The 19,544-nt window shown below is 72.7% G+C and carries 14 protein-coding genes; 7 read left to right on the top strand and 7 right to left on the bottom strand.

Features of this window, described 5'->3' with window-relative positions; all coding sequences use genetic code 11:
- Positions 1–9: 9 nt before the first annotated feature.
- Positions 10–627, top strand: coding sequence for an NAD(P)H:quinone oxidoreductase (gene wrbA / locus GA0070621_RS13900; RefSeq protein WP_091195478.1), 618 nt, complete (start codon positions 10–12; stop codon positions 625–627).
- Positions 628–681: 54 nt separating this feature from the next.
- Here wrbA and GA0070621_RS13895 read toward each other — a convergent pair whose 3' ends face one another.
- Positions 682–2,595, bottom strand: a complete 1,914-nt coding sequence (locus GA0070621_RS13895) for a chorismate-binding protein (RefSeq protein WP_091195475.1) — start codon at positions 2,593–2,595, stop codon at positions 682–684.
- Between the two features lie 271 nt (positions 2,596–2,866).
- Between GA0070621_RS13895 and GA0070621_RS13890 the strand changes: the two genes are divergently transcribed.
- The 3 genes from GA0070621_RS13890 to GA0070621_RS13880 all read left to right on the top strand — a co-directional run bounded on the left by GA0070621_RS13890 (position 2,867) and on the right by GA0070621_RS13880 (position 7,426).
- A complete protein-coding gene (locus GA0070621_RS13890; RefSeq protein ID WP_091195472.1) occupies positions 2,867–4,243 on the top strand; it encodes an FGGY family carbohydrate kinase in 1,377 nt (458 codons plus the stop codon).
- A 136-nt stretch (positions 4,244–4,379) separates the two neighbouring features.
- Complete coding sequence (locus GA0070621_RS13885; RefSeq protein ID WP_167666895.1) at positions 4,380–7,004, top strand: sensor histidine kinase; 2,625 nt, start codon at positions 4,380–4,382, stop codon at positions 7,002–7,004.
- The gene (locus GA0070621_RS13880) at positions 7,001–7,426 is read left to right on the top strand and encodes a roadblock/LC7 domain-containing protein (RefSeq protein ID WP_091195470.1); all 426 of its coding nucleotides are present in this window, start codon (positions 7,001–7,003) and stop codon (positions 7,424–7,426) included. The genes GA0070621_RS13885 and GA0070621_RS13880 overlap by 4 nt, the downstream gene beginning before the upstream one ends.
- A gap of 53 nt (positions 7,427–7,479) precedes the next feature.
- On the opposite strand, the gene GA0070621_RS13875 is transcribed toward GA0070621_RS13880, so the two are convergent.
- Complete coding sequence (locus GA0070621_RS13875) at positions 7,480–8,976, bottom strand: GH1 family beta-glucosidase (RefSeq protein WP_091195467.1); 1,497 nt, start codon at positions 8,974–8,976, stop codon at positions 7,480–7,482.
- Positions 8,977–9,839: 863 nt separating this feature from the next.
- Here GA0070621_RS13875 and GA0070621_RS13870 point away from each other — a divergent pair.
- The gene (locus tag GA0070621_RS13870; RefSeq protein ID WP_197674041.1) at positions 9,840–12,728 is read left to right on the top strand and encodes a glycoside hydrolase family 48 protein; all 2,889 of its coding nucleotides are present in this window, start codon (positions 9,840–9,842) and stop codon (positions 12,726–12,728) included.
- Positions 12,729–13,013: 285 nt separating this feature from the next.
- Here GA0070621_RS13870 and GA0070621_RS13865 read toward each other — a convergent pair whose 3' ends face one another.
- Positions 13,014–13,697 carry a DUF3159 domain-containing protein gene (locus GA0070621_RS13865; RefSeq protein ID WP_091195462.1) on the bottom strand — a complete coding sequence of 228 codons (684 nt, stop codon included), beginning with the start codon at positions 13,695–13,697 and terminating at the stop codon, positions 13,014–13,016.
- An 85-nt stretch (positions 13,698–13,782) separates the two neighbouring features.
- Between GA0070621_RS13865 and GA0070621_RS13860 the strand changes: the two genes are divergently transcribed.
- The gene (locus GA0070621_RS13860; protein WP_197673960.1) at positions 13,783–14,670 is read left to right on the top strand and encodes a phosphatase PAP2 family protein; all 888 of its coding nucleotides are present in this window, start codon (positions 13,783–13,785) and stop codon (positions 14,668–14,670) included.
- Here GA0070621_RS13860 and GA0070621_RS13855 read toward each other — a convergent pair whose 3' ends face one another.
- Complete coding sequence (locus GA0070621_RS13855) at positions 14,671–15,123, bottom strand: YbhB/YbcL family Raf kinase inhibitor-like protein (RefSeq protein ID WP_091195459.1); 453 nt, start codon at positions 15,121–15,123, stop codon at positions 14,671–14,673.
- Positions 15,124–15,229: 106 nt separating this feature from the next.
- Between GA0070621_RS13855 and GA0070621_RS13850 the strand changes: the two genes are divergently transcribed.
- The gene (locus GA0070621_RS13850) at positions 15,230–15,904 is read left to right on the top strand and encodes a maleylpyruvate isomerase N-terminal domain-containing protein (protein ID WP_091195456.1); all 675 of its coding nucleotides are present in this window, start codon (positions 15,230–15,232) and stop codon (positions 15,902–15,904) included.
- 30 nt (positions 15,905–15,934) lie between these two features.
- On the opposite strand, the gene GA0070621_RS13845 is transcribed toward GA0070621_RS13850, so the two are convergent.
- The 3 genes from GA0070621_RS13845 to GA0070621_RS13835 form a co-directional block, all read right to left on the bottom strand.
- Positions 15,935–16,789 carry a DUF1028 domain-containing protein gene (locus GA0070621_RS13845; protein WP_091202396.1) on the bottom strand — a complete coding sequence of 285 codons (855 nt, stop codon included), beginning with the start codon at positions 16,787–16,789 and terminating at the stop codon, positions 15,935–15,937.
- A 71-nt stretch (positions 16,790–16,860) separates the two neighbouring features.
- Entirely contained in the window at positions 16,861–18,087 is a 1,227-nt protein-coding gene (locus GA0070621_RS13840; RefSeq protein ID WP_091195453.1) for a low temperature requirement protein A, read from the bottom strand.
- Between the two features lie 218 nt (positions 18,088–18,305).
- Positions 18,306–19,292 carry a DUF4331 family protein gene (locus GA0070621_RS13835; protein WP_091195450.1) on the bottom strand — a complete coding sequence of 329 codons (987 nt, stop codon included), beginning with the start codon at positions 19,290–19,292 and terminating at the stop codon, positions 18,306–18,308.
- Positions 19,293–19,544 lie beyond the last annotated feature (252 nt).

The raw sequence follows: 19,544 nt of genomic DNA, 5'->3' as shown, positions 1-19,544 counted from the left end.
ACGCGTCTGATGGCTGGCTCGGTCAAGGTCGCGGTGATCTACTACAGCGCGACCGGCATCACGTACCAGATGGCGCAGGCGGCGTGCGAGGCGGCGGAGGAGGCCGGGGCCGAGGTGCGCCTACGCAAGGTGCGTGAGCTGGCCCCGGACGAGGCGATCCGGTCGAACTCGGGTTGGGAGGCGCACCGCCTGGAGACCCAGAACGTGCCGGAGGCCCAGCCGGACGACCTGGTCTGGGCCGACGTGGTGATCTTCGGTTCCCCCACCCGGTACGGCATGGTCGCCGCGCAGCTCAAGCAGTTCATCGACACCACCGGCCCGCTGTGGGCCGAGGGCGCGTTGGCCGACAAGGTCTACAGTGCCTTCACCTCGACGGCCACCTCGCACGGCGGTCAGGAGGCGACGTTGTTGTCGCTGTTCACGGTCGTCTACCACTGGGGTGGCATCGTGGTGACCCCCGGCTACACCGAACCCAGCCAGTTCGTCGCCGGCAACCCGTACGGTGCCTCGCACACCAGCAACAACGGGCAGATCGCCCCGGACCACATGGCCCTGGGGGCCACCGCGTTGACCGCGAAGCGGGCGGTGCAGATCGGTGCCGCGCTGCGGCGGGGCCTGGCCGGCTGAGCGAGCCGGGCCGGTGGCCGGACGGGTCCTCCCGACCACCGGCCGTCGGTCGGCCTATCCGTGCTCTCCCTGCCCGGTCAGCGCCGGATGGGCGAGCAGGTGCCCGAGCAGGTCCGCGAGGACGGCCAGGCCGTCAGGGCTGAGCACCGACTCGGGGTGGAACTGCACGCCGGCGAAGCCCGGCCCGCGCAGCGCGTGCACCGCGCCGTCGGCCGGGTCCCGGGACAGCTCCACCGGGCCGTACGGGGTGGCCGCCCGGTCCGCCTCGGCGTGGGCGGTGAAGCTGGAGTAGAAGCCGACCCGGCGGGTCACGCCGAACACCGGCACGTCGCGTTGCAGGCCCTGGTAGGGCGCGTCCCGGCGGCGCAGCGGCAGCCCGAGCAGCCCGGCGAGCAGTTGGTGGCCGAGGCAGACCGCCAGGGTCGGCCGGCCGCCGGTCAACAGTTCGGCCAGCAGCGTCCGCATCGCCGCCATCTTCGGTTCGGTCAGGTCGTTCGGGTCGCCCGGTCCGGGGCCGACCACCACCAGGTCGTACGGGGCGAGCGGGCCGGGCTGGGGCCAGTCGCGGCGGGTGACGGCCAGGCCGAGGGCGCCGAGCTGGTGGGCGAGCATCCCGGTGAAGGTGTCCTCGCCGTCGACGATCAGCGCGCGGCGGCCGGTCAGCCCGGGCAGCGCGGTGGCGCCGGGGGTGCGTTGGTCGAGCCAGAACCGGGCCAGCGGCGCGTTGCGGGCGGCGAGCGCGGCGCGTACCTGCGGGTCGTCGGCGAGCCGGGCGGCGGGGGTGGGTCCCGGCTCGGGCGCGTCCGGGCCGAGGCCGAGCGCGGCGAGCACGCCGGCGGCCTTGGCGTGGGTTTCGGCCACCTCGCCGGCGGTGGTCGAGTGCCGGACCAGGGTGGCCCCGACCGGGACCCGCAGCTCGCCGGTGGGGGACAGTTCCGCGGTGCGGATCAGGATCGGCGCGTCGAGGGTCTGCCGGCCCTCGTCGTCGCGGCCGAGCAGGGCGAGTACGCCGGCGTAGTAGCGGCGGCCGGTGCGTTCGTGGCGGGCGATCACCCGGCAGGCGTTCTCCATCGGGCTGCCGGTGACGGTGGGGGCGAACATGGTTTCCCGCAGCACCTCCCGGACGTCGCGGGAGCCTCGTCCGGCGAGCAGGTATTCGGTGTGCGCCAGGTGCGCCATCTCCTTGAGGTAGGGGCCGACGACCTGGCCGCCGTGCTCGGCGACGGTGGCCATCATCTTCAGCTCCTCGTCGAGGACCATGTACAGCTCCTCGATCTCCTTCGGGTCGTGCAGGAAGCGCAGCAGGGCGTCGCGGTCGGGCGTGGCGCCGGCGTGCCGGAAGGTGCCGCTGATCGGGTTCATCATGACCAGCCCGTCGTCGACGCTGACGTGCCGTTCCGGGCTGGCCCCGACCAGGATCCGGGTGCCGGTGTGCACGACGAAGGTCCAGTACGCGCCCCGTTCGCGTAGCAGCAGCCGGCGCAGGGCGGCCAGGGCCGCCGTCAGGGGGTCGCCCTGCACGGTGGCCCGCAGGGCGCGGTGGATGACGAAGTTCGCGCCCTCGCCGCGGCCGATCTCCTCGGTGAGCACCCGGTCGACGGTCGCCGCGTACTCGGCGTCGGAGATGTCGAACGCCGCGTCGCGGGTGTGCACGGGCGCGTCGGGCAGGGCGGCCACCACGTCCGCGAGGGGGATACGCCGGTGTCCCTCGACCAGCAGACACTCCAGTGGTGTGCCGTCGTCGACGCAGGCGAACCCGCGTTCGGCTATCTGCCGGAACGGCACCAGGGCCAGGGTGCGCGGTCCGGGGCCGCCCTCGGGCAGTGGGATGTCGGCGAGCCGTGCGGTGGTGCGTACGGTGCCGGTGAGCAGGTCGAGGTGGTCGGCGCCCTCGCGGCGGATGAGCGCGAACGGGCCGGGTTCGACGCCGGCGGCGACGGCGGCGAGCGGGTCGTGCGGGCTGGTCATCGGGGTCTCCTCGGTGGGCCGGTGGCCGCCCGGCGGGGCGACCCGGGGTGCCGGGGAGAGACCGGCGGCCGCCTCGTCGGGCGGCCGCGTGGGGAAGCTACGCGCGGGGGTGGGCCGCCGGGTCGGCGGGCCACCAGCAGGACAGGTGCGCGGGCATGGCGATCACTGTACGCGACGGGGCGGCGGTGGGGAACCTGTTCGCCGGGAACGGGGGTCCCGGTGGGCGCGCATCTTGGCTTCGGCGCCACCCCTGGCGGGTAGGTTGACGGCGATGGCCATTCTCGCGCTCGACCTGGGCACCTCCTCGGTACGGGGACTCGTGCTGGACGCGGACGCCAGCCCGCGTGCCGGCGCGCTGGCCCGTCGGCGGGTGCACCCGGTCACCGGCGACGACGGCACCGGCACCCTGGACGCCGCCGGCTACCTCGCCTGCCTGGTGGAGTGCCTGGACGAGCTGGCCGGCGGTGGTCATCTGCGCGACGTCGAGCTGGTCGCGACGTCGGCGCAGTGGCACTCGGTGCTGCCGCTGGGCGGCGACGGTGAGCCGCTGGGCCCGGTGCTGACCTGGCTGGACACCCGGCCGCAGCCGCTCGCCGGGGCTGCGGGGCCGGCCGATCCCGAGGCGTTCCACCAGCGCACCGGCGCGTGGTGGCACCGCTGCTTCTGGACGGTCCGGCTGCCCTGGTTGCGGCAGCGGATCGGCGGGCGCGTGGTTCGTTTCGTCGGGCTCGCCGAGTACGTCTTCGGCGCGCTGCTCGACGAGGCGCCGATGTCGGTGTCGCTGGCCTCGGGTGCCGGGCTGCTCGACCTGTGTCGGGTGGACTGGGACGCCGAGGCGTGCGAGCTGGCCGGGTCGCGCCCGGCGGACCTGCCGGCGCTGGCGCCGCGACGGTGGCGTGGCCGGCTGCGCCGTGGGTATGCCCGGCGTTGGCCGCAGCTCGCCGACGCCGGCTGGGCCGCCCCGGTGGGCGACGGGGCCGCCTCCAACGTCGGTTCGGGTTGTGTCGACGTGTCCCGGGCCGCGGTGACGGTGGGCACCTCCGCCGCGGTACGCCTCCTGCAGGCGGTTCCCGCCGGGGCGGCGCTGCCGCCGCTGCCCGATCGGTTGTGGCGCTACCGGGTCGACCACGAGCACGTGGTCACCGGGGCGGCGTACTCCAGCGGCGGGAACCTGTTCGCCTGGGCCGAGCGGGAGCTGCGCCTGCCCGCGGGCGCCGAGCTGGAGGTGGCCCTGGCGCGGGCGGCCGAGGGCCTGCGGGTGTCGGCCAACCCGCGCTTCGGCGGGGACCGGCCGCCCGGCCGCGCGCCCGCCGGCTGCGGCGAACTGCACGGGCTGAGCTTCGGCACCACCGCCGTCGACCTGCTCGCCGGGCTGATGACCAGTCTGTGCCGGCAGGTCGGGGACGACCTCGCGGTGCTGGAGTCCGGTCTCGACCAGCCGACCGAGGTGGTGCTCGGGGGCGGTGCGATAACCGCGTCCGCCTGGTGGCGCGCGGCGTTCGCCGACGTCCTGGCGCCGCGTGCGGTGCGCCACCAGCGTAATCCGGAGGTCGGGGCGACCGGTGCGGCGTTGGTGGCACTGGGCCGGGTCGGTGACGCGGCGCATCTCGCGGGCATCGGCCGGACGGACGAGGGGGACGCGCCGTAAACGGTAGGCGGTGCCCCGCCGCGCTGACCTTCCTGGTCATGCGACCGGTCGGCCCGTTGACACCGCCCACCGGCCTGGTTGGATGGACTGCGGCCACCGCCGGTGGCGGAGTCGAGGGGACCGAGGAGGCGTTCGCGTGGGGGCAGGTCCCGACCCGGCTCGCGCGGCGGGTTCGCGCCCGCGCCGTTCCGGCGATCGGGTCGCGCCGCATCGGCGGCGCTCGGTGCTGCGGCTGCGGGACTGGCGGATGCGCACCAAGCTCGCCACCGTGCTGGTCATTCCGTCGCTGGCGTTCCTGGTGCTGGCCGGGGTGCAGGCCCGCGGGCTGGTGGGGCAGACCACGGCGTTGAGCGACTTCGCCGAGCAGGTCGGCATCGGCCGGCAGATCACCGCGGTGGTGGACCGGTTGCAGCAGGAGCGGGACCGTTCCGCCGGGGAGTTGGCCGCGCTGCGCCGCTCGGGCGGCAGCGCCGACCGCGACGCGGCGGTCGCCGCGCTGAAGCCGTTGCAGGCCGCCGCCGATCAGGCGGTGGCCGAGCTGCGTACGGCGGCCGAACCGCTGGCCGACGCGAACGCCGGCTGGCGGGTCGCGTACGCGCAGGTCCTGGAGGCGTACGACCAGGTCGTCTACATTCGCTCGGCGATTGCGCCGGCGGTGCTCAGCAGCGACACCATCCTGAGCAACTACCACCGGGCCGTCGCCGCCCTGCTCAACCTGCTGGCCGAGCCGTCGCCCGGGGACGATCAGCGGGCGCTCACCGACGCGGTGCTGCGGTACGTGCAGCTCTCCCGGGTCAAGGAGTTCTCCTCGCGGATCCGGGCCGAGTTGTACACGGCGGCCCGCGCCGGCCGGTACGAGGTGGACGACCAGGCCACCCTGACCGACCTGCGGGCCCAACAGCTCACCGCGCTGGGCGCGTTCCGGGTCACGGCGACCGCCGGTCAGGTCGCCCGCTACGACCAGATCTCGCGGGATCCGGCGTTCACGTCGGCCGCGGCGCTGGAGGAGCGGACGCTGCCCACCGTCACCGGCAAGCCGGCGGTGTTGCCCGCGTCGCAGTGGTGGGCGGCCAGCGAGCAGCGGCACGAGCTGCTGCGTCAGTTGGAGAGCGAGGTGCTCGACGACGCCGCGCGGCGGGCCGACGAGGCCAGTGCCCGGCAGCTGCGCAACACCCTGCTGGTGGTCGGTGGCATCGTGGCGGTGCTGCTGGTCGCCGTGCTGATCTCGTTGCTGGTCGGTCGTTCCGTCGCCCGCTCGATTCGGTTGCTGCGCGGCCAGGCGTTGCGGATCGCGCAGGTCGACCTGCCGCACACCCTGGAGCGGCTGCGGGTGCTCGACCGTCCGGTGGGGGCGATCGAGGTGCCGCCGGCGGTGGTCCGGGCGCGGGACGAGATCGGCGAGCTGGCGCAGGCGTTCGTGGCGGTGCACCGCAGCGCGGTGGACGTCGCCGTCGAGCAGGCGCTGATGCGGCGCAACGTCAACGCGATGTTCGTCAACCTGGCCCGGCGTAGCCAGGTGCTGGTCGAGCGGCAGTTGGAGCTTCTCGACGAGCTGGAACGGGAGGAGGGCGACCCGGAGCAACTGGAGAACCTGTTCCGGCTCGATCACCTCGCGGCCCGGATGCGGCGTAACGACGAGAGCCTGCTGGTGCTGGCCGGCACGGAGTCCAGCCGGCGCTGGCACCGGCCGGTCGGCCTCGGCGCGGTGCTGCTCGCGGCCAGCGCCGAGATCGAGCAGTACCAGCGGGTCCGCCACGAGTCCGGCGGTGAGGTGCATGTCGTCGGGCACGCGGTCGGCGAACTGGTGCACCTGTTCGCGGAGCTGTTGGAGAACGCCACCGCCTTCTCCCGCCCGGACACGCTGGTGCGCGTCGTGGCGGGCGCGGACGGGACGGGCGCGCTGGTGGAGATCGTCGACCAGGGGCTCGGGATGAGTCCGGCCGCGTTGGCGGAGGCGAACGCGTTGCTGGCCCGGCCGCCGGCGGCCGACGTGGCGGCGTCCGAGCGGATGGGCCTGTTCGTGGTCAGCCATCTGGGCGCCCGGCACGGGGTCTCGGTGCGGTTGCGGGGCGGCCGGGACGGCCTGGTGGCCCGGGTCCGGCTGCCCGCCGCGCTGCTGGCTGCGGCGCCACCGGTCGAGCTGGATTCGCCGCGCTCGCCGCGGATGCTGACTCCGCAGCTCGCCGCGGCCTCCCGGTCGGTGGCCAACGGCCGGGACGCCGCGTCGGCGGCGGGCCGGCTGCCCGCGTCGCCCGGGGCTGAGCTGCCGGCGGGGCGGTTGCCCGGGCCGGTGGGGGTCGAGGTGCCGGTGGCGGGTCGTCGCCCGGACGTCGCGGCGGGTCCGGGGTCGGCGTCCGGACCCGCGCCGGCCGTGCCGCGGCCGTCCCGCCCGGTGCCGGTGCGGGCCGAGGACGTGCTGTCCCCGGCGGCCGGGGCGCCCGCCGGCGGCGGGGGTTGGTTCAGCCGTCAGGGCCCGTCGGCGGCGGCGCGCGGGACGGCCCCGCCATCGCCCGCGACGCCGGTCACCGCCGGAACCAACGAGCGGGGGCTTCCGGTACGGGTGCCGATGGCTCAGCTCACCGCGGTCACCCAGTCGGCCCGCCCGGACGTGCCGGCTCCGCGCCACGACCCGGACCCGGACGCGGTCGGCGGCATGCTCACCCGCTTCTACCAGGGGGTGCGGCAGGCCGAGGCCGACGAGACCCAAGAAATGATCATTCCGCCCACCGGCGTACCCAGCGAAGGGAGACCACAACAGTGACGACGACGTTGAGCCAGGAGGCACGTGACCTGAGCTGGCTGGTGAACGCGTTCGCGGAGCGGGTCCCGGGGGTGGCGCACGCGGTGGTGGTGTCCTCCGACGGTCTGCTGGTGGCGATCTCCGCGCACCTGCCGCGTGACCACGCGGACAAGCTCGCCGCGGTGACCTCGGGTCTGATGAGCATCACCGCTGGGGCGGCGCAGATGTTCGACGGGGACGTGGTGAAGCAGACCGTGGTGGAGATGGGTCGCGGCTACTTCCTGGTGATGCAGATCCGCGACGGTTCGATCCTGGCGACGTTGGCCGGGACGGAAGCCGACATCGGTGTGGTCGGCTACGAGATGGCGCGGCTGGCCAAGCAGGCGGGGGAGATGCTCACCCCGGCGCTGCGGGCGGAGCTTCAGCAGGCGTTGCCCCGCTGAGCGGGGGCGGCCCGGCCGGCGGCGTGTGGTGCCCCGGCCGGGCCGCGGACGACCTAGAGTCCGTTGTCGCGGATGACGGTGCGGTACCAGTGGGCGCTGCGCTTGAGCACCCGGCGCTGCGTGGGGTAGTCCACGTAGACCAGGCCCCAGCGCTGGTCGTACCCTTCGGCCCACTCGAAGTTGTCCAGCAGCGACCAGACGTGGTAGCTCTCCAGCGGCACACCGTCGCCGATCGCCCGGTGGGCGGCGGCGAAGTGGTCGCGCAGGAAGTCGATCCGGGCGGCGTCGTCGACGGTGCCGTCCGCGGCGAGGGTGTCCGGGCAGGGCAGCCCGTTCTCGGTGATGGTGAGCGGGACCGGGCCGTAGTCGCGGGTGACCCGGGTGAGGATGTCGTACATCCCGTCGGGGTAGATCTGCTGCCAGCTCGCCTCCGAGGTGGGCCACCTGCTGACCGTGTCGCCCTGGCCGGTGACGTAGATGGGCGTGTAGTACTGCACGGCGACCAGGTCGACCGGGCTCGAGATGATCTTCAGGTCGTCGTCGCGGAGGCCGCGGACCATCCGGCTGTCCGGGCCGAGGTCGGCCAGCACGTCCTCGGGGTAGGCGCCCTTGAGGATCGAGTCCAGGTAGAGCCGGTTCTCGTAGCCGTCGTAGAGGCGGGTCGCCGTGGCGGCCTCGGCGGTGTCGTCGGCGGGGTAGCAGGGGTGCAGGTTGAGCGCCGGGCCGATCCGGGTCTTGGCGCCGGTGGCGCGCAGCGCGCGTACGGCGAGACCGTGGGCGAGCTGGAGGTGGTGGGCGACCAGGTACGCGGCCGCCGGGTCCTGCCGGCCGGGCGCGTGGTGGCCCCAGATGTAGCCGTTCTGCACGACGGTCTTGGGCTCGTTGATGGTCAGCCAGACGGGCACCTGGTCGCCGAGGGCGCGGAAGACGATGTCGGCGTACTCGGCGAAGCGTTCGGCGGTGTCCCGGTTCTCCCAGCCGCCGGCGTCCTGCAGGGCCTGGGGGAGGTCCCAGTGGAACAGGGTGGCCATCGGGGCGATGTCGCGCTCGTGCAGCCCGTCGACGAGGCGACGGTAGAAGTCGAGGCCGCGCTGGTTGGGCCGGCCAGCCCCGTCGGCCTGGATACGGGACCAGGAGATGGAGAACCGGTAGCTGCGCAGTCCCAGGTCGCGCATGAGGTCGAGGTCCTCGGCGTACCGGTGGTAGTGGTCGGCGGCGACGTCGCCGGTGTCGCCGTTGCGGGTGCGGCCCGGGGTGTGGCTGAAGGTGTCCCAGACGGATGCGCCGCGGCCGTCCTCTTTGGCCGCGCCTTCGATCTGGTAGGCGGAGGTGGCGGCGCCCCAGCGGAAGCCGGGTGGGAAGCGCAGCGGTCCGTGCGGGGTCGGGTCGGTGGCGCTGTCGGGGGTGGCGTCGCAGCCGGCGACGAGGGCGGTGGTGGACGCGGCGGTCCCGGCCGCGCCGGCGCCGGCGAGCCCGGCACGGGCCGCGCCGGCGGCGGTCGCGGAAAGGGCGGCGCGGCGGAGCAGGCGCCGTCGGGTCAGTAGCGACATGGAGGTTCTCCTCGAAGTGACTGGCCACCCCTGGGCCGGGAGCGCTCCCAGCATAGGCCAGGCGTGGCCGGCCGCGTCCCGTGGGCGGACCGCGGCGCAGGCTGCGGGCCGGGTCGGGGCAGACGGCTGTGGTAGGTGGGTGGGTGTCGCTCGGGGGCTGGGCTGAGCGGCGAGGGTGGGGCAGATAGCGAAAGGAGGCCGACCGGGCGGCGTGAGGCGCCTGTCCCGTCGGCCTCTTTTCCCGTCGACAACGGGGGTTTAGTGTGTGGGGACGGGGGAGGGCAACCCCCGTCCCCACGAGTGGTGCACACACACACGAGTCGGAATTGGCGTCCTGTCGTGCGTGTCGCGCGGGAGCCGGGCCACGCGAGTGGCTCTGGTTCCACCTCCCTCCATGCCGGTGGGTGATGGCTGACGACGGTGTCCGGGCTGGCCCGTCGTCAGCCTCCTGGGCTGGTGCGCCGGGGGCACAAGGTTCCCCAGCGATCTCGGACTTGCATCTCGATCGATGGAAGCGCTCCCATCGGCGATGCTGCGACTGTAACGCCCGTCACCGGTTTGTGAAAGCCCCTAAACGAGATCGAAACATGGACGTGGCTGAGTGGCCTGCCCGTTGTGGTGGGAGCGCTTCCATGTCAAACTCTGCACACAACCGCGACACGGAGCCAGCACGCGCGAGCGTTGGGCCGCCGAGGGCACCCGGTACTTCCGGTGCGGCGCCCCGCGATCCCGGTACGACCGGGTCGACCACCTTCCCGGGCGCTTCCGTCCCCCCGTGTCACCCCCGTCGACGCGTGGAGGCGCCCCGCCGGGGCCGCACCGGTCCCGGCCCGGTCCGAGGAGACACCGCGCACATGAGACTCATGGCCAGACGTCGCCGCATGGCGATGTTCGTCGCCACCGCCGTCGCCATCGCCGGGGTGGCCCTGCCGGCCGGCGCCGCGCAGGCCGCCCCGGCGTGCGACGTGACGTACGTGACGAACGACTGGAACAACGGCTTCACCGCCAACATCGACGTCAAGAACCTGGGCGACCCGATCAACAGTTGGACGCTGAAGTTCGCCTTCCCGAACAGCAGCCAGCAGGTGACCCAGGGTTGGTCGGCCAAGTGGAGCCAGTCCGGCAACCAGGTGACCGCGACCAACGAGACGTGGAACGGCAGCCTCGCCACCGGCGCCACGACCAACATCGGGTTCAACGGCTCGTACTCGGGCAGCAACCCGAAGCCCACCTCGTTCACCCTCAACGGGGTCACCTGCAACGGCACCCCCGCCAACAAGCCGCCGACGGTCGCCCTCGACGTGCCGGCGGGGCCGTTCGTGGCGCCGGCGAACGTGCCGCTGACCGCGACCGCCAGCGACCCGGACGGGACGATCAGCAAGGTCGAGTTCTACCGCAACGGCCTGCTGGTCAGCACCGCCACCGCCGCCCCGTACACCTACACCCTGCAGAGCCTGCCTGCCGGCAGCTACACCGTGCAGGCCAAGGCGTACGACAACCTCGGCGCCAGCGCGGTGGCGGAGAAGTCCTTCACGGTCAACCCGGCCACCGGTCCGGCCCTGGTGGCCACCCCGCTCGCGCTCAGCGTGCTCAAGGGCGGCAACGCCACGTTCAACCTGAAGCTGAGCGCCGCACCGAGCGGCAACGTGCCGGTCACGCTGGCCAAAACCGGTAACACCGGCATCACCGTCTCGCCCACCTCGACGACGTTGACGACGTCCAACTGGAACACCGGCGTCAACATCACCGTCGCGGCGGCGGCGAACGCCGACACCAGCAGCACCGCCACCATCACCGCCTCCGCCACCGGATACACGCCCGTGTCGGTCACCGCCACCGCGATCGACAACGGCGGCGGCGACAACACCTACATCCAGAAGTTCCTCGACCAGTACAACAAGATCAAGAACTCGGGGTACTTCAGCCCGGAGGGCGTGCCCTACCACTCGATCGAGACGCTGATCGTCGAGGCGCCCGACTACGGCCACGAGACCACCTCGGAGGCGTTCAGCTTCTGGATCTGGCTCGAGGCGCAGTACGGCCGCGTCACCCAGAACTGGGCGCCGTTCAACAACTCCTGGACGGTGATGGAGAAGTACATCATCCCGTCGCACGCCGACCAGCCCACCGCCGGCGCCCCGGGCACCGCGCAGTACGCGGCCGAGTACAACCAGCCCAGCCAGTACCCGTCGCAGCTGCAGCCCGACGTGCCGGTCGGCCAGGACCCGCTGCGCTCCGAACTGCAGTCCACCTACGGCACCGGCGACATCTACGGCATGCACTGGCTGCTGGACGTCGACAACAAGTACGGCTACGGCCGCTGCGGCGACGGGACCACCCGCCCGGCGTACATCAACACCTTCCAGCGGGGCCCGCAGGAGTCGGTGTGGGAGACCGTGCCGCAGCCGACCTGTGACACGTTCAAGCACGGCGGCCAGTACGGCTACCTCGACCTGTTCGTCAAGGAGTCCAGCGCCCCGGCCAAGCAGTGGAAGTACACCAACGCCCCGGACGCCGACGCCCGCGCCGTGCAGGCCGCGTACTGGGCGCTGACCTGGGCCAAGGCGCAGGGCAAGCAGGCCGACGTCGCGGCGACCGTGGCCAAGGCCGCCAAGATGGGTGACTACCTGCGGTACTCGCTGTTCGACAAGTACTTCAAGAAGATCGGCAACTGCGTCGGCGCGTCCGCCTGCCCGGCCGGCAGCGGTCGCGACTCGGCGCACTACCTGCTCTCCTGGTACTACGCCTGGGGCGGCGCGAACGACACCAGCCAGAACTGGTCGTGGCGCATCGGCTCCAGCCACAACCACTTCGGCTACCAGAACCCGTTCGCGGCCTGGGCCATGACCAACACCCCCGAACTCAAGCCCCAGTCGCCGACCGCGGTCTCCGACTGGCAGAAGAGCTTCGACCGGCAGCTGGAGTTCTACACCTGGCTCCAGTCGGCCGAGGGCGGCATCGCCGGCGGCGCCACCAACAGCTGGGACGGCAGCTACTCCCAGCCGCCGGCCGGCACCGCCACCTTCTACGGCATGTTCTACGACGTCGCCCCGGTCTACCGGGACCCGCCGTCCAACCAGTGGTTCGGCATGCAGGCGTGGTCGATGCAGCGCATCGCCGAGCTGTACCTGCAGACCGGCAACACCAAGGCCAAGGCGCTGCTGGACAAGTGGGTGCCGTGGGCCATCGCCAACACCACGGTCGGCACCAACTGGTCGATCCCGTCGGACCTGCAGTGGAGCGGCCAGCCGACCAACTGGAACCCGACCAACCCGCAGCCGAACACCAACCTGCACGTCACGGTGACCAAGGGCGGCCAGGACGTCGGCGTCGCCGCCGCCTACGCCCGGACCCTGATCGCGTACGCGGCCAAGTCCGGCAACACCTCCGCCAAGAACACCGCGAAGGGCCTGCTCGACGCGCTCTCCGCCGCCGCCGACAGCAAGGGCGTCTCGCGGCCGGAGACGCGCGAGGACTACAAGCGCTTCGCCGACGTGTACAACGCCAGCACCGGCCAGGGCCTCTACATCCCGTCGGGATGGACCGGCAAGATGCCCAACGGCGACACCATCGCCGCGGGCAAGAGCTTCCTGGACATCCGGTCGTTCTACAAGAACGACCCGGACTGGCCGAAGGTCGACGCGTACCTCAAGGGTGGGGCCGCGCCGACGTTCAACTACCACCGGTTCTGGGCCCAGGCGGACGTCGCCATGGCCTACGCCGACTACGGCAACTACTTCCCCGCGGGGTGAGTTGACGGCTCCGCCACGGGTGGCCAGGCCCACCCGTGGCGGAGGCCGATCGGGTCGAAGGGGGAACGCAGCGGACCCGATCGGCGCACGGCCTGATTCCCGTCAGGCCGGGTGGGCCGGCCGTCTGGCCGACGCAGCGGACGCGCCGGCCCACCCTTGCGTCCTTAGACGAACTTGCCGCGAAAACCCCCGCGAAAAATCCAGCCGCCACGGGATCACATCAGGGCCGTGGAGGGAGTAACGTACATCACCGGAGAGGCCGCTCCCCCCGTGGCGGCCTCTCTTCTAATTGGCTCGCCCGCCGTCCGCATCGGACGCCGGCGACGGGTGCCGCAACCCCGGATGCCCGGCCGGCAGCGACCGCCGGATCACCAGCCAACTCACCGCCAGCGCCGCCGCGACCAACGGCCAGGTCAGCGCCACCCGGGCCACCACCAACGCGACCACCTGCCCGCCCAGCCACAGCGGCACGAACACCACCAGCCGCAGCAGATACGTCGCCACCCACACCCAACTGCCCCGCCCGTACGCGCGCAGCAACGCCGGATCGCGCCGCCACCGACCGCGCTGACCGAGCACCGTGCCGACCACCACCCCGAGCAGCGGCCAGCGCACCACGATGCTGACCATCCAGGCCAGCGCGCTGGCCGCGTTGGACAACAACTGCACCAGGAAGAAATCACCGGCCCGACCGGTGCGCAGGGCGATCAGCGCGGCCACGCAGACGGCGAGCAGACCGATCAGCACCGAACGTGGACGGTCCCCGCGACGCAGCCGCCAACCCGCCACCGCCGCCCCGGCCAGCACCGCCGCGGCCACCCCACCCCACAGCCCGGCGGCCAGCCAGCCGACCGCGAACGCCACCGCCGGCAACGTCGCGTCCCACGCCCCACGCCGGCCACCGAGCAGCTCCGCCAGGGACTCCGACCGCTCCCGCGTCGGCCGTTCACGTTCGGGTGTGCTGGTCACCCGCCACCTCCTCTGGTCGCGTTCCCAACCTAACCGCGGCACGGGGGCCGCCCGACGAGCGGCCCCGCCGGCCGGCCGTTAAGTTGTGCGGGTGCGCAAGACAGCGAGGGGCGGAACGGCGGTCTGGTTGGTCGTACTGGCCCTGGCCCAGACAGCGGCGCTCATCCTGCTCTGGCGCTTCGCCGTACACACCACACTCGGCCAGTGGCTCGACACGGTCGCGCTGACCGGCAACCGGATCGGCCAGGACCACATCGACGGACCGGTGAACCGCATCCTCAACGCCATGTCGGTGGTGTCCCTGCTGGCCGCGACCGCGATGATCGGCTTCATCGCGCTGATCCGCGGCCGCATCGCCCTCGCCGTCACCGCCACCCTGCTGATCGCCGGCGCCAACCTCAGCACCCAACTGCTCAAGCACCACCTGACCCGCCCCGACTTCGGCATCGACCCCGAACGCGCGCTCGCCGGCAACAGCCTGCCCAGCGGGCACACCACGGTAGCCGCGTCGGTGGCGGTCGCGCTGATCCTGGTACTGCCCCCGAAGGTGAGAGCCGTCGGGGCGTTTCTCGGCGCCGGCTACGCGGCCGCCGCCGGGGTCGCCACCCTCTCCGCCGGCTGGCACCGGCCCAGCGACGCCATCGCCGCGTACCTGGTGGTGGGAGCCTGGACGGCGGCCGCCGGCCTGACGCTGCTGTTCTTCCAGCGGGAACGGGCGACGGTCTCCCCGGCCGACGCGCACCGGGTCGCCGCCGCCGTGCTCGGCCTCGGCGGCGTGCTCGCCGTCGCGGCGTCCGGACTCGCCGTGGTCTGGCTGGTCCGACTCGCCGACATCCCCGCCGACGAACTCGGCCGCCGTGCGCTCTTCGTCGGGTACGCCGGCGCCGCGGCCGGCATCGTCGGCACGATGGCCGTGGTGGCCGCGCTGGTCCTGGCGACGGTGCACCGCCTGGTGCCCCGCCACCAGGGCTGATCAGCGGTAGAAGGTGCCCACCATCGTGCCGCTGGCGATCTCCTTGTCGGTGAGCGCCTCACGCACGTCGGTGACCTGCGGCGCGTCCGGCAGATGCAGCGGACGCTCCAGCGCGTAGAGGCGGAAGAAGTACCGGTGCGGGTCCTCGTGCTGCGGCGGGTGCGGGCCACCCCAACCGGTGGTGCCGAAGCCGTTGGGCCACTCCCGGCCGCCGAGCGGCACGCCGCCCTCGGCGACCCCGTTCGAGTGGGGCGAGATCCCGGTCACCAGCCAGTGCAGGAAAGGAGTCTTCCCGGCGTCCGGATCCTCCACGAACAGGATCAGCTCCTCGGCCGAGCCGGGGACCTGGGACCACTCCAGCGGCGGTGAGACGTTCCCACCCTCCTGGGAGAAGCGTCCCGGAAGCATGTCGTGGTCGTTGAAGGCGGTGCTGCGGAGCATGATGCCGGCCATCGTTCGGCGCCTCCTCTCCTCGTCCCGCGGCGCGTACCCGGCCCGCCGGCGGCGAAACGGCCGGTGGCAGGCTGGCCCCGGCAGGGACCGGACGGGAAGGACGGGGATGGACACGGTACGCGCGGCTTTCCGAAACGAGTGCCAGCGGCTGGAGGAGGTGCTGCGCGGCCTCGACGAGCCGGACCTGGACCGCCCCACCCCCTGCCCGCCGTGGGCGGTACGCGACCTGCTCGCGCACGTACGCGCCGGCGCGGGACGGCTGGTCGACATGCTCGCCGCGCCCGCCCCGCAGCGGGCCGAGGTCGACGCCGCCGAATACTTCGGCACGGCCAAGTTCACCCCGGAGGTGGACCGCGCCCGGATCGACGTCGCCCGGCGTGAGGCACGCGAGCTGCCCGCCGTACGCGAGGTCGCCGACGGCTTCGCGCGGGCCTGGCGCTCCGCCGACGCGGCAGTGACCGCCCAACCGCCCGGACGGCTGGTACGCACCCGACACGGCGACGCGATGACGCTCACCGAGTTCCTGCGTACCCGGGTGGTGGAGGTCGGGGTGCACGGCCTGGACCTGGCCGACGCGCTGCACCGGCAACCGTGGCTGACCCCGACGGCGGCCGAGGTGATCGCGGGCCTGCTGACCGGGGACCTGGAGTCGGTGCCCGACGCGCTCGGCTGGGACCGGCTGACCCTGGTACGCAAGGCCACCGGGCGGGCCGCGCTCACCGACCGCGAACAGGCCCTGGTCGACCAGGCCGGCGTGCGCTGGCTGACCTTCGGCGGCTGACCCGGGGACGCCGCCGAGGCGGACACCGGCTCAGCCGCCGACGCGCCCGGCCGGGGCGGTGCGGCGCAGGTGCTCCAGCACGATCGGGTCGATCCGGCCGACCACCAGCCGCTCCTCCAGGTTCTCCACGCCGGCCCAGGAGGCGAGCGCCCCGTCCAGGCCGGCCACGCCGACCGGATAACCGGCGGCGGCCAGCAGCGCGGCCACCTCGTCGGCGAGCGGACCGGCCAGGTCGCGCAGGGTGGCCGGATCGGGCTTGCCGAACAGCATGGTGTGGGTGTCGAGCAGGCGACCCAGCTCGGTGACCGGATCGGGGTGGTCGTCCACCCGCAGGTCGACCAGCTCGTCGCCGGTGCCGGCGTAGCCACCCCGGCGCTGCACCACCAGCAGGCCCGCGCTCTGCCGGCCCCGCCGGTCGCCGCCGGCCCGGTCGCCGGCATGCAGGGCGGCCAGCAGCCGGCGCGGGAACGGCAGCTCCGCACCACCCAGCCAGGCGTCCCGGATCGCGTCGATCACCTGCGGGCCGGCCAGGATGTTGCCCTGCGCCGCCCAACCGTCCCCGACCTGGCCACCGGCCCACGGGTGGCAGCGCGGCCCGGTCCAGGTGGCCCCGTCGCCGCTGGCCCCGACCACGCCGACCTGCCGGTCGTCGCGGCCCGCATCGGCGGCGACCAGGCCGGCCACCACGTCGGCGGCGGCGACCCCGGTGCGCAGCAGCGCCAGTCCCTGCGACCGGTAGGCCAGGTTGACGTGCGCCTGGGTGGCCACCGCGCCCACCTCGGCCTCGGCGGCCGGGACCAGCGCCCCGGCGGCAAGGAACTTGCTGGCCACGGCTACGCCGTGCAGGCGGCCGTCGGCGGAGCGGGCGACGATCGAGAAAGTCATTCGCGGATGGTAGCGCCGGCAGCCAGCGGCCCGACCGGTCCTGCACGTCCGGCGGTTCGCCAGGTGGTGGTTCAGAACGGCGGCGCGGCCGCCTCCGGCGGCTTGCCCCACGCTCGGCGGGCGTCGTCCACCGCCACCCCGGCCAGCACGGCGGTGGCCACGGCCGAGGCGATCAGCGGCGGGTGGTGCAGGAACAGCGGCACCGAGCCGAGCAGGGCGAGAATCGCGATCCAACGGGACGGCGACACCCGGCCGAAGACCTCGTACTCGAACCGTGCTCGACCGAGCATGAACAGCGCCGGGCCGATGATGATCAGCGCGATCCAAGCCGACTCGGCGTGATCGAGGGGATGCTCGATGGTCAACTGGTACCCGATGGCGGTGGCGGCGATCCCGACCAGCATGACCATGTGGGTGTCGGCGGCGGACTGGCCGATCGTCGCGGGGTGCCGCGCCTTGAGGACCGCCTCGCCGAGGATCTGTCCGGCCCGCTGGAAATAGATCCGCCAGAGCATGATCGAGGTGAGTAGCGCGACGGCGAAGGCGGCGGTGGAGTTCAGAGCGAACGGACGGCTGCTGTAGGAGAACCCGGCCACGAGAATCGTCTCCCCGAGCGCGACCAGAAAGAACTGCTGGTAGCGCTCGGCCAGATGTTCCCCGGCGATGTCCCAGCGAGAGACCCTGGAGCGCCCCATCCCGGGCACCGGCCAGCCCGTTCGCCCCGCCAGGTACTCGGTGCCCAACGCCACCGCCCACACCCACACCCGCGGGGTGACCGGCAGGAACGCGCCGACCAGCCAGAGCACCCCGGTCACGGAGTACACGATCAGCATCCGCTTTCTGAGCTGTCTGTCGCCCTGGCGGCCCAGGGTGACCAACAAGATCAGCGGCCGGGAAACCTGGGTGACCACGTACGCGACCGCGAACGCCAGCCCGGCGATCCGGAACGCGCGCGGAACGGCCACGCCCATCACCATGCTGCCCACCAGGGCGATGACCACGACGAGCTGCAGATCCAGCCGGTACGGGTCGTAGCGACTGGTGGTCCACGCGGTGCCCTGCCACACCGTGTACAGCGCCAACAGCAGCAGCAGGGTCTTGGCGCCGCCGGTGATCGGCGACCACCCGGTGGTCCCGCCCGGCTCCAGCGCCAGGTCCTCGAAGGAACGGGCCGTGATGCGGGTCAGCGCGAAGACGAACACCAGGTCGAAGAAGAGCTCCAGGAACGTCGCCCGAGCCGTGGCGACCGTGCCTTCGCCGCGACCGACCTGCCCACCGGCCTCGTCACCGCTCGTCATGGCTGGCGGTTCCCGCCGTCGTTCCGCGCCACACTGGCTGTCCTCACACCCTCCCCAGCCGCACCCAACCGGGATCGGTGATTGCCGCCACCGGGGTGCCGAGACCTGCGTGCCTGCTCACCTCACGTTCGTGGAAGCTGCCGCACCGCCCTTCCATGACCGTTCTGATCGGCGGCGTCTTCTCGGTTCGCCGCTGGCGCCCGCCGATTGCGCGGGGACTACGGATTGGGTGGGCCGAGGTAGGGAAACTGCCACGTGAGGTCGTCGTGCGGCTTGAGACCGGTCGGGGGGAGCTTGCCGCGGGTCAGCCACCCGAAGCGATAGCTGAAGACGTCGTCGATGAGTTTGCGGCCGTTGGGGTAGGAGACCGGCTTGGTGCGGTCGTAGCGGAGGACGTCGGGCAGGACCTGCATGGCGGTCTCCTTCGCCTCCTGCGCCGAATAGCCGCCCTTCTCCAGCATCTGAGACCACGGTCCCAGGTAGTTGGCCACATCGTCGGCGGGCTGCCGAGAGTTGTAGAGGTTCTTCTCGCCGTCGGGGTTGATGAACGGATTGATCGTCGGGTTCCCGCCGCGATCCATCTGCTCCAGTACGCCGTCGGTGCGCCGACTGATCGAGGCCCACACCCCGATCACCGGGCCGGGGCCGAGCAGGTCGGTGGGCACCTCCACCGCGATGCAGTCGACGTTGTTGCCGGCGAAGTCGTCGTGTCCGGTCCACTTCATTCCGTGCAGAGCGCCCTCGACATCGGCGAAGAACGGATCGCTGCGCAGCCCGGCGAACAGCCGGATCTGCCCTGGCTCAGCGACCATCACTGGCTGGGCCGTGCCGTCGAAGCTGACCGGGAAGGAGTCGGCGAGCACCATGCCGGCAGGCTCAGGCCGGCGAGCCTCGGGGCCGGTGGCGTACCAGGCGGTCCCGGTCTGGCCGCCGTTCTCGTAGTCCGAGAAGGTGAACGTGAACGCGATGTCGGCGTGCGCGTCGCCGTCGGTGTCGATGTTGATCCGGTAGACCGCGCCGGGGTAGAACTCCGGGCCGGTGGTAGGGGCCGGTATCGGGGGCGGCGCGCTGGTCGGGTTCGAGTCGATGATCAGCGTCGTCTTGCCGGGGTCCTCCGGTGCGGTAAAGACATACAAGTCGGTGAGGTCAAGGCGACGGTCGTCGCCGGGGAACTTGAGCTTGTCGGCGCTGAAGTGGTTGGACAAGGTGACTCCTTTGGAGGCTCGGTGTGTGGGCGGCCGAGCCGGGGCCTTCCGGGATCGGTAGGCCGGTGAACGATCAGCTCATGGCGGCGTGCAAGGCCAGCAGACGTCGGAGCAGCCACCTCCGCGACGTCTTTCCTCACGTTTGCACAACGTCCGTGAGGTGGCGCTGGACTGACGGCGGCGGTCAACCGATCGGGTGCCCTCACTCGGCGATGCCAGAGCCCGTCCTACCCGGCGGAGAACCTCACGACA

The organism is Micromonospora narathiwatensis, from assembly GCF_900089605.1.
In the GTDB taxonomy this organism is placed as follows: Bacteria; Actinomycetota; Actinomycetes; order Mycobacteriales; family Micromonosporaceae; genus Micromonospora; species Micromonospora narathiwatensis.
This window is presented reverse-complemented; position numbering and strand designations above follow the sequence as displayed.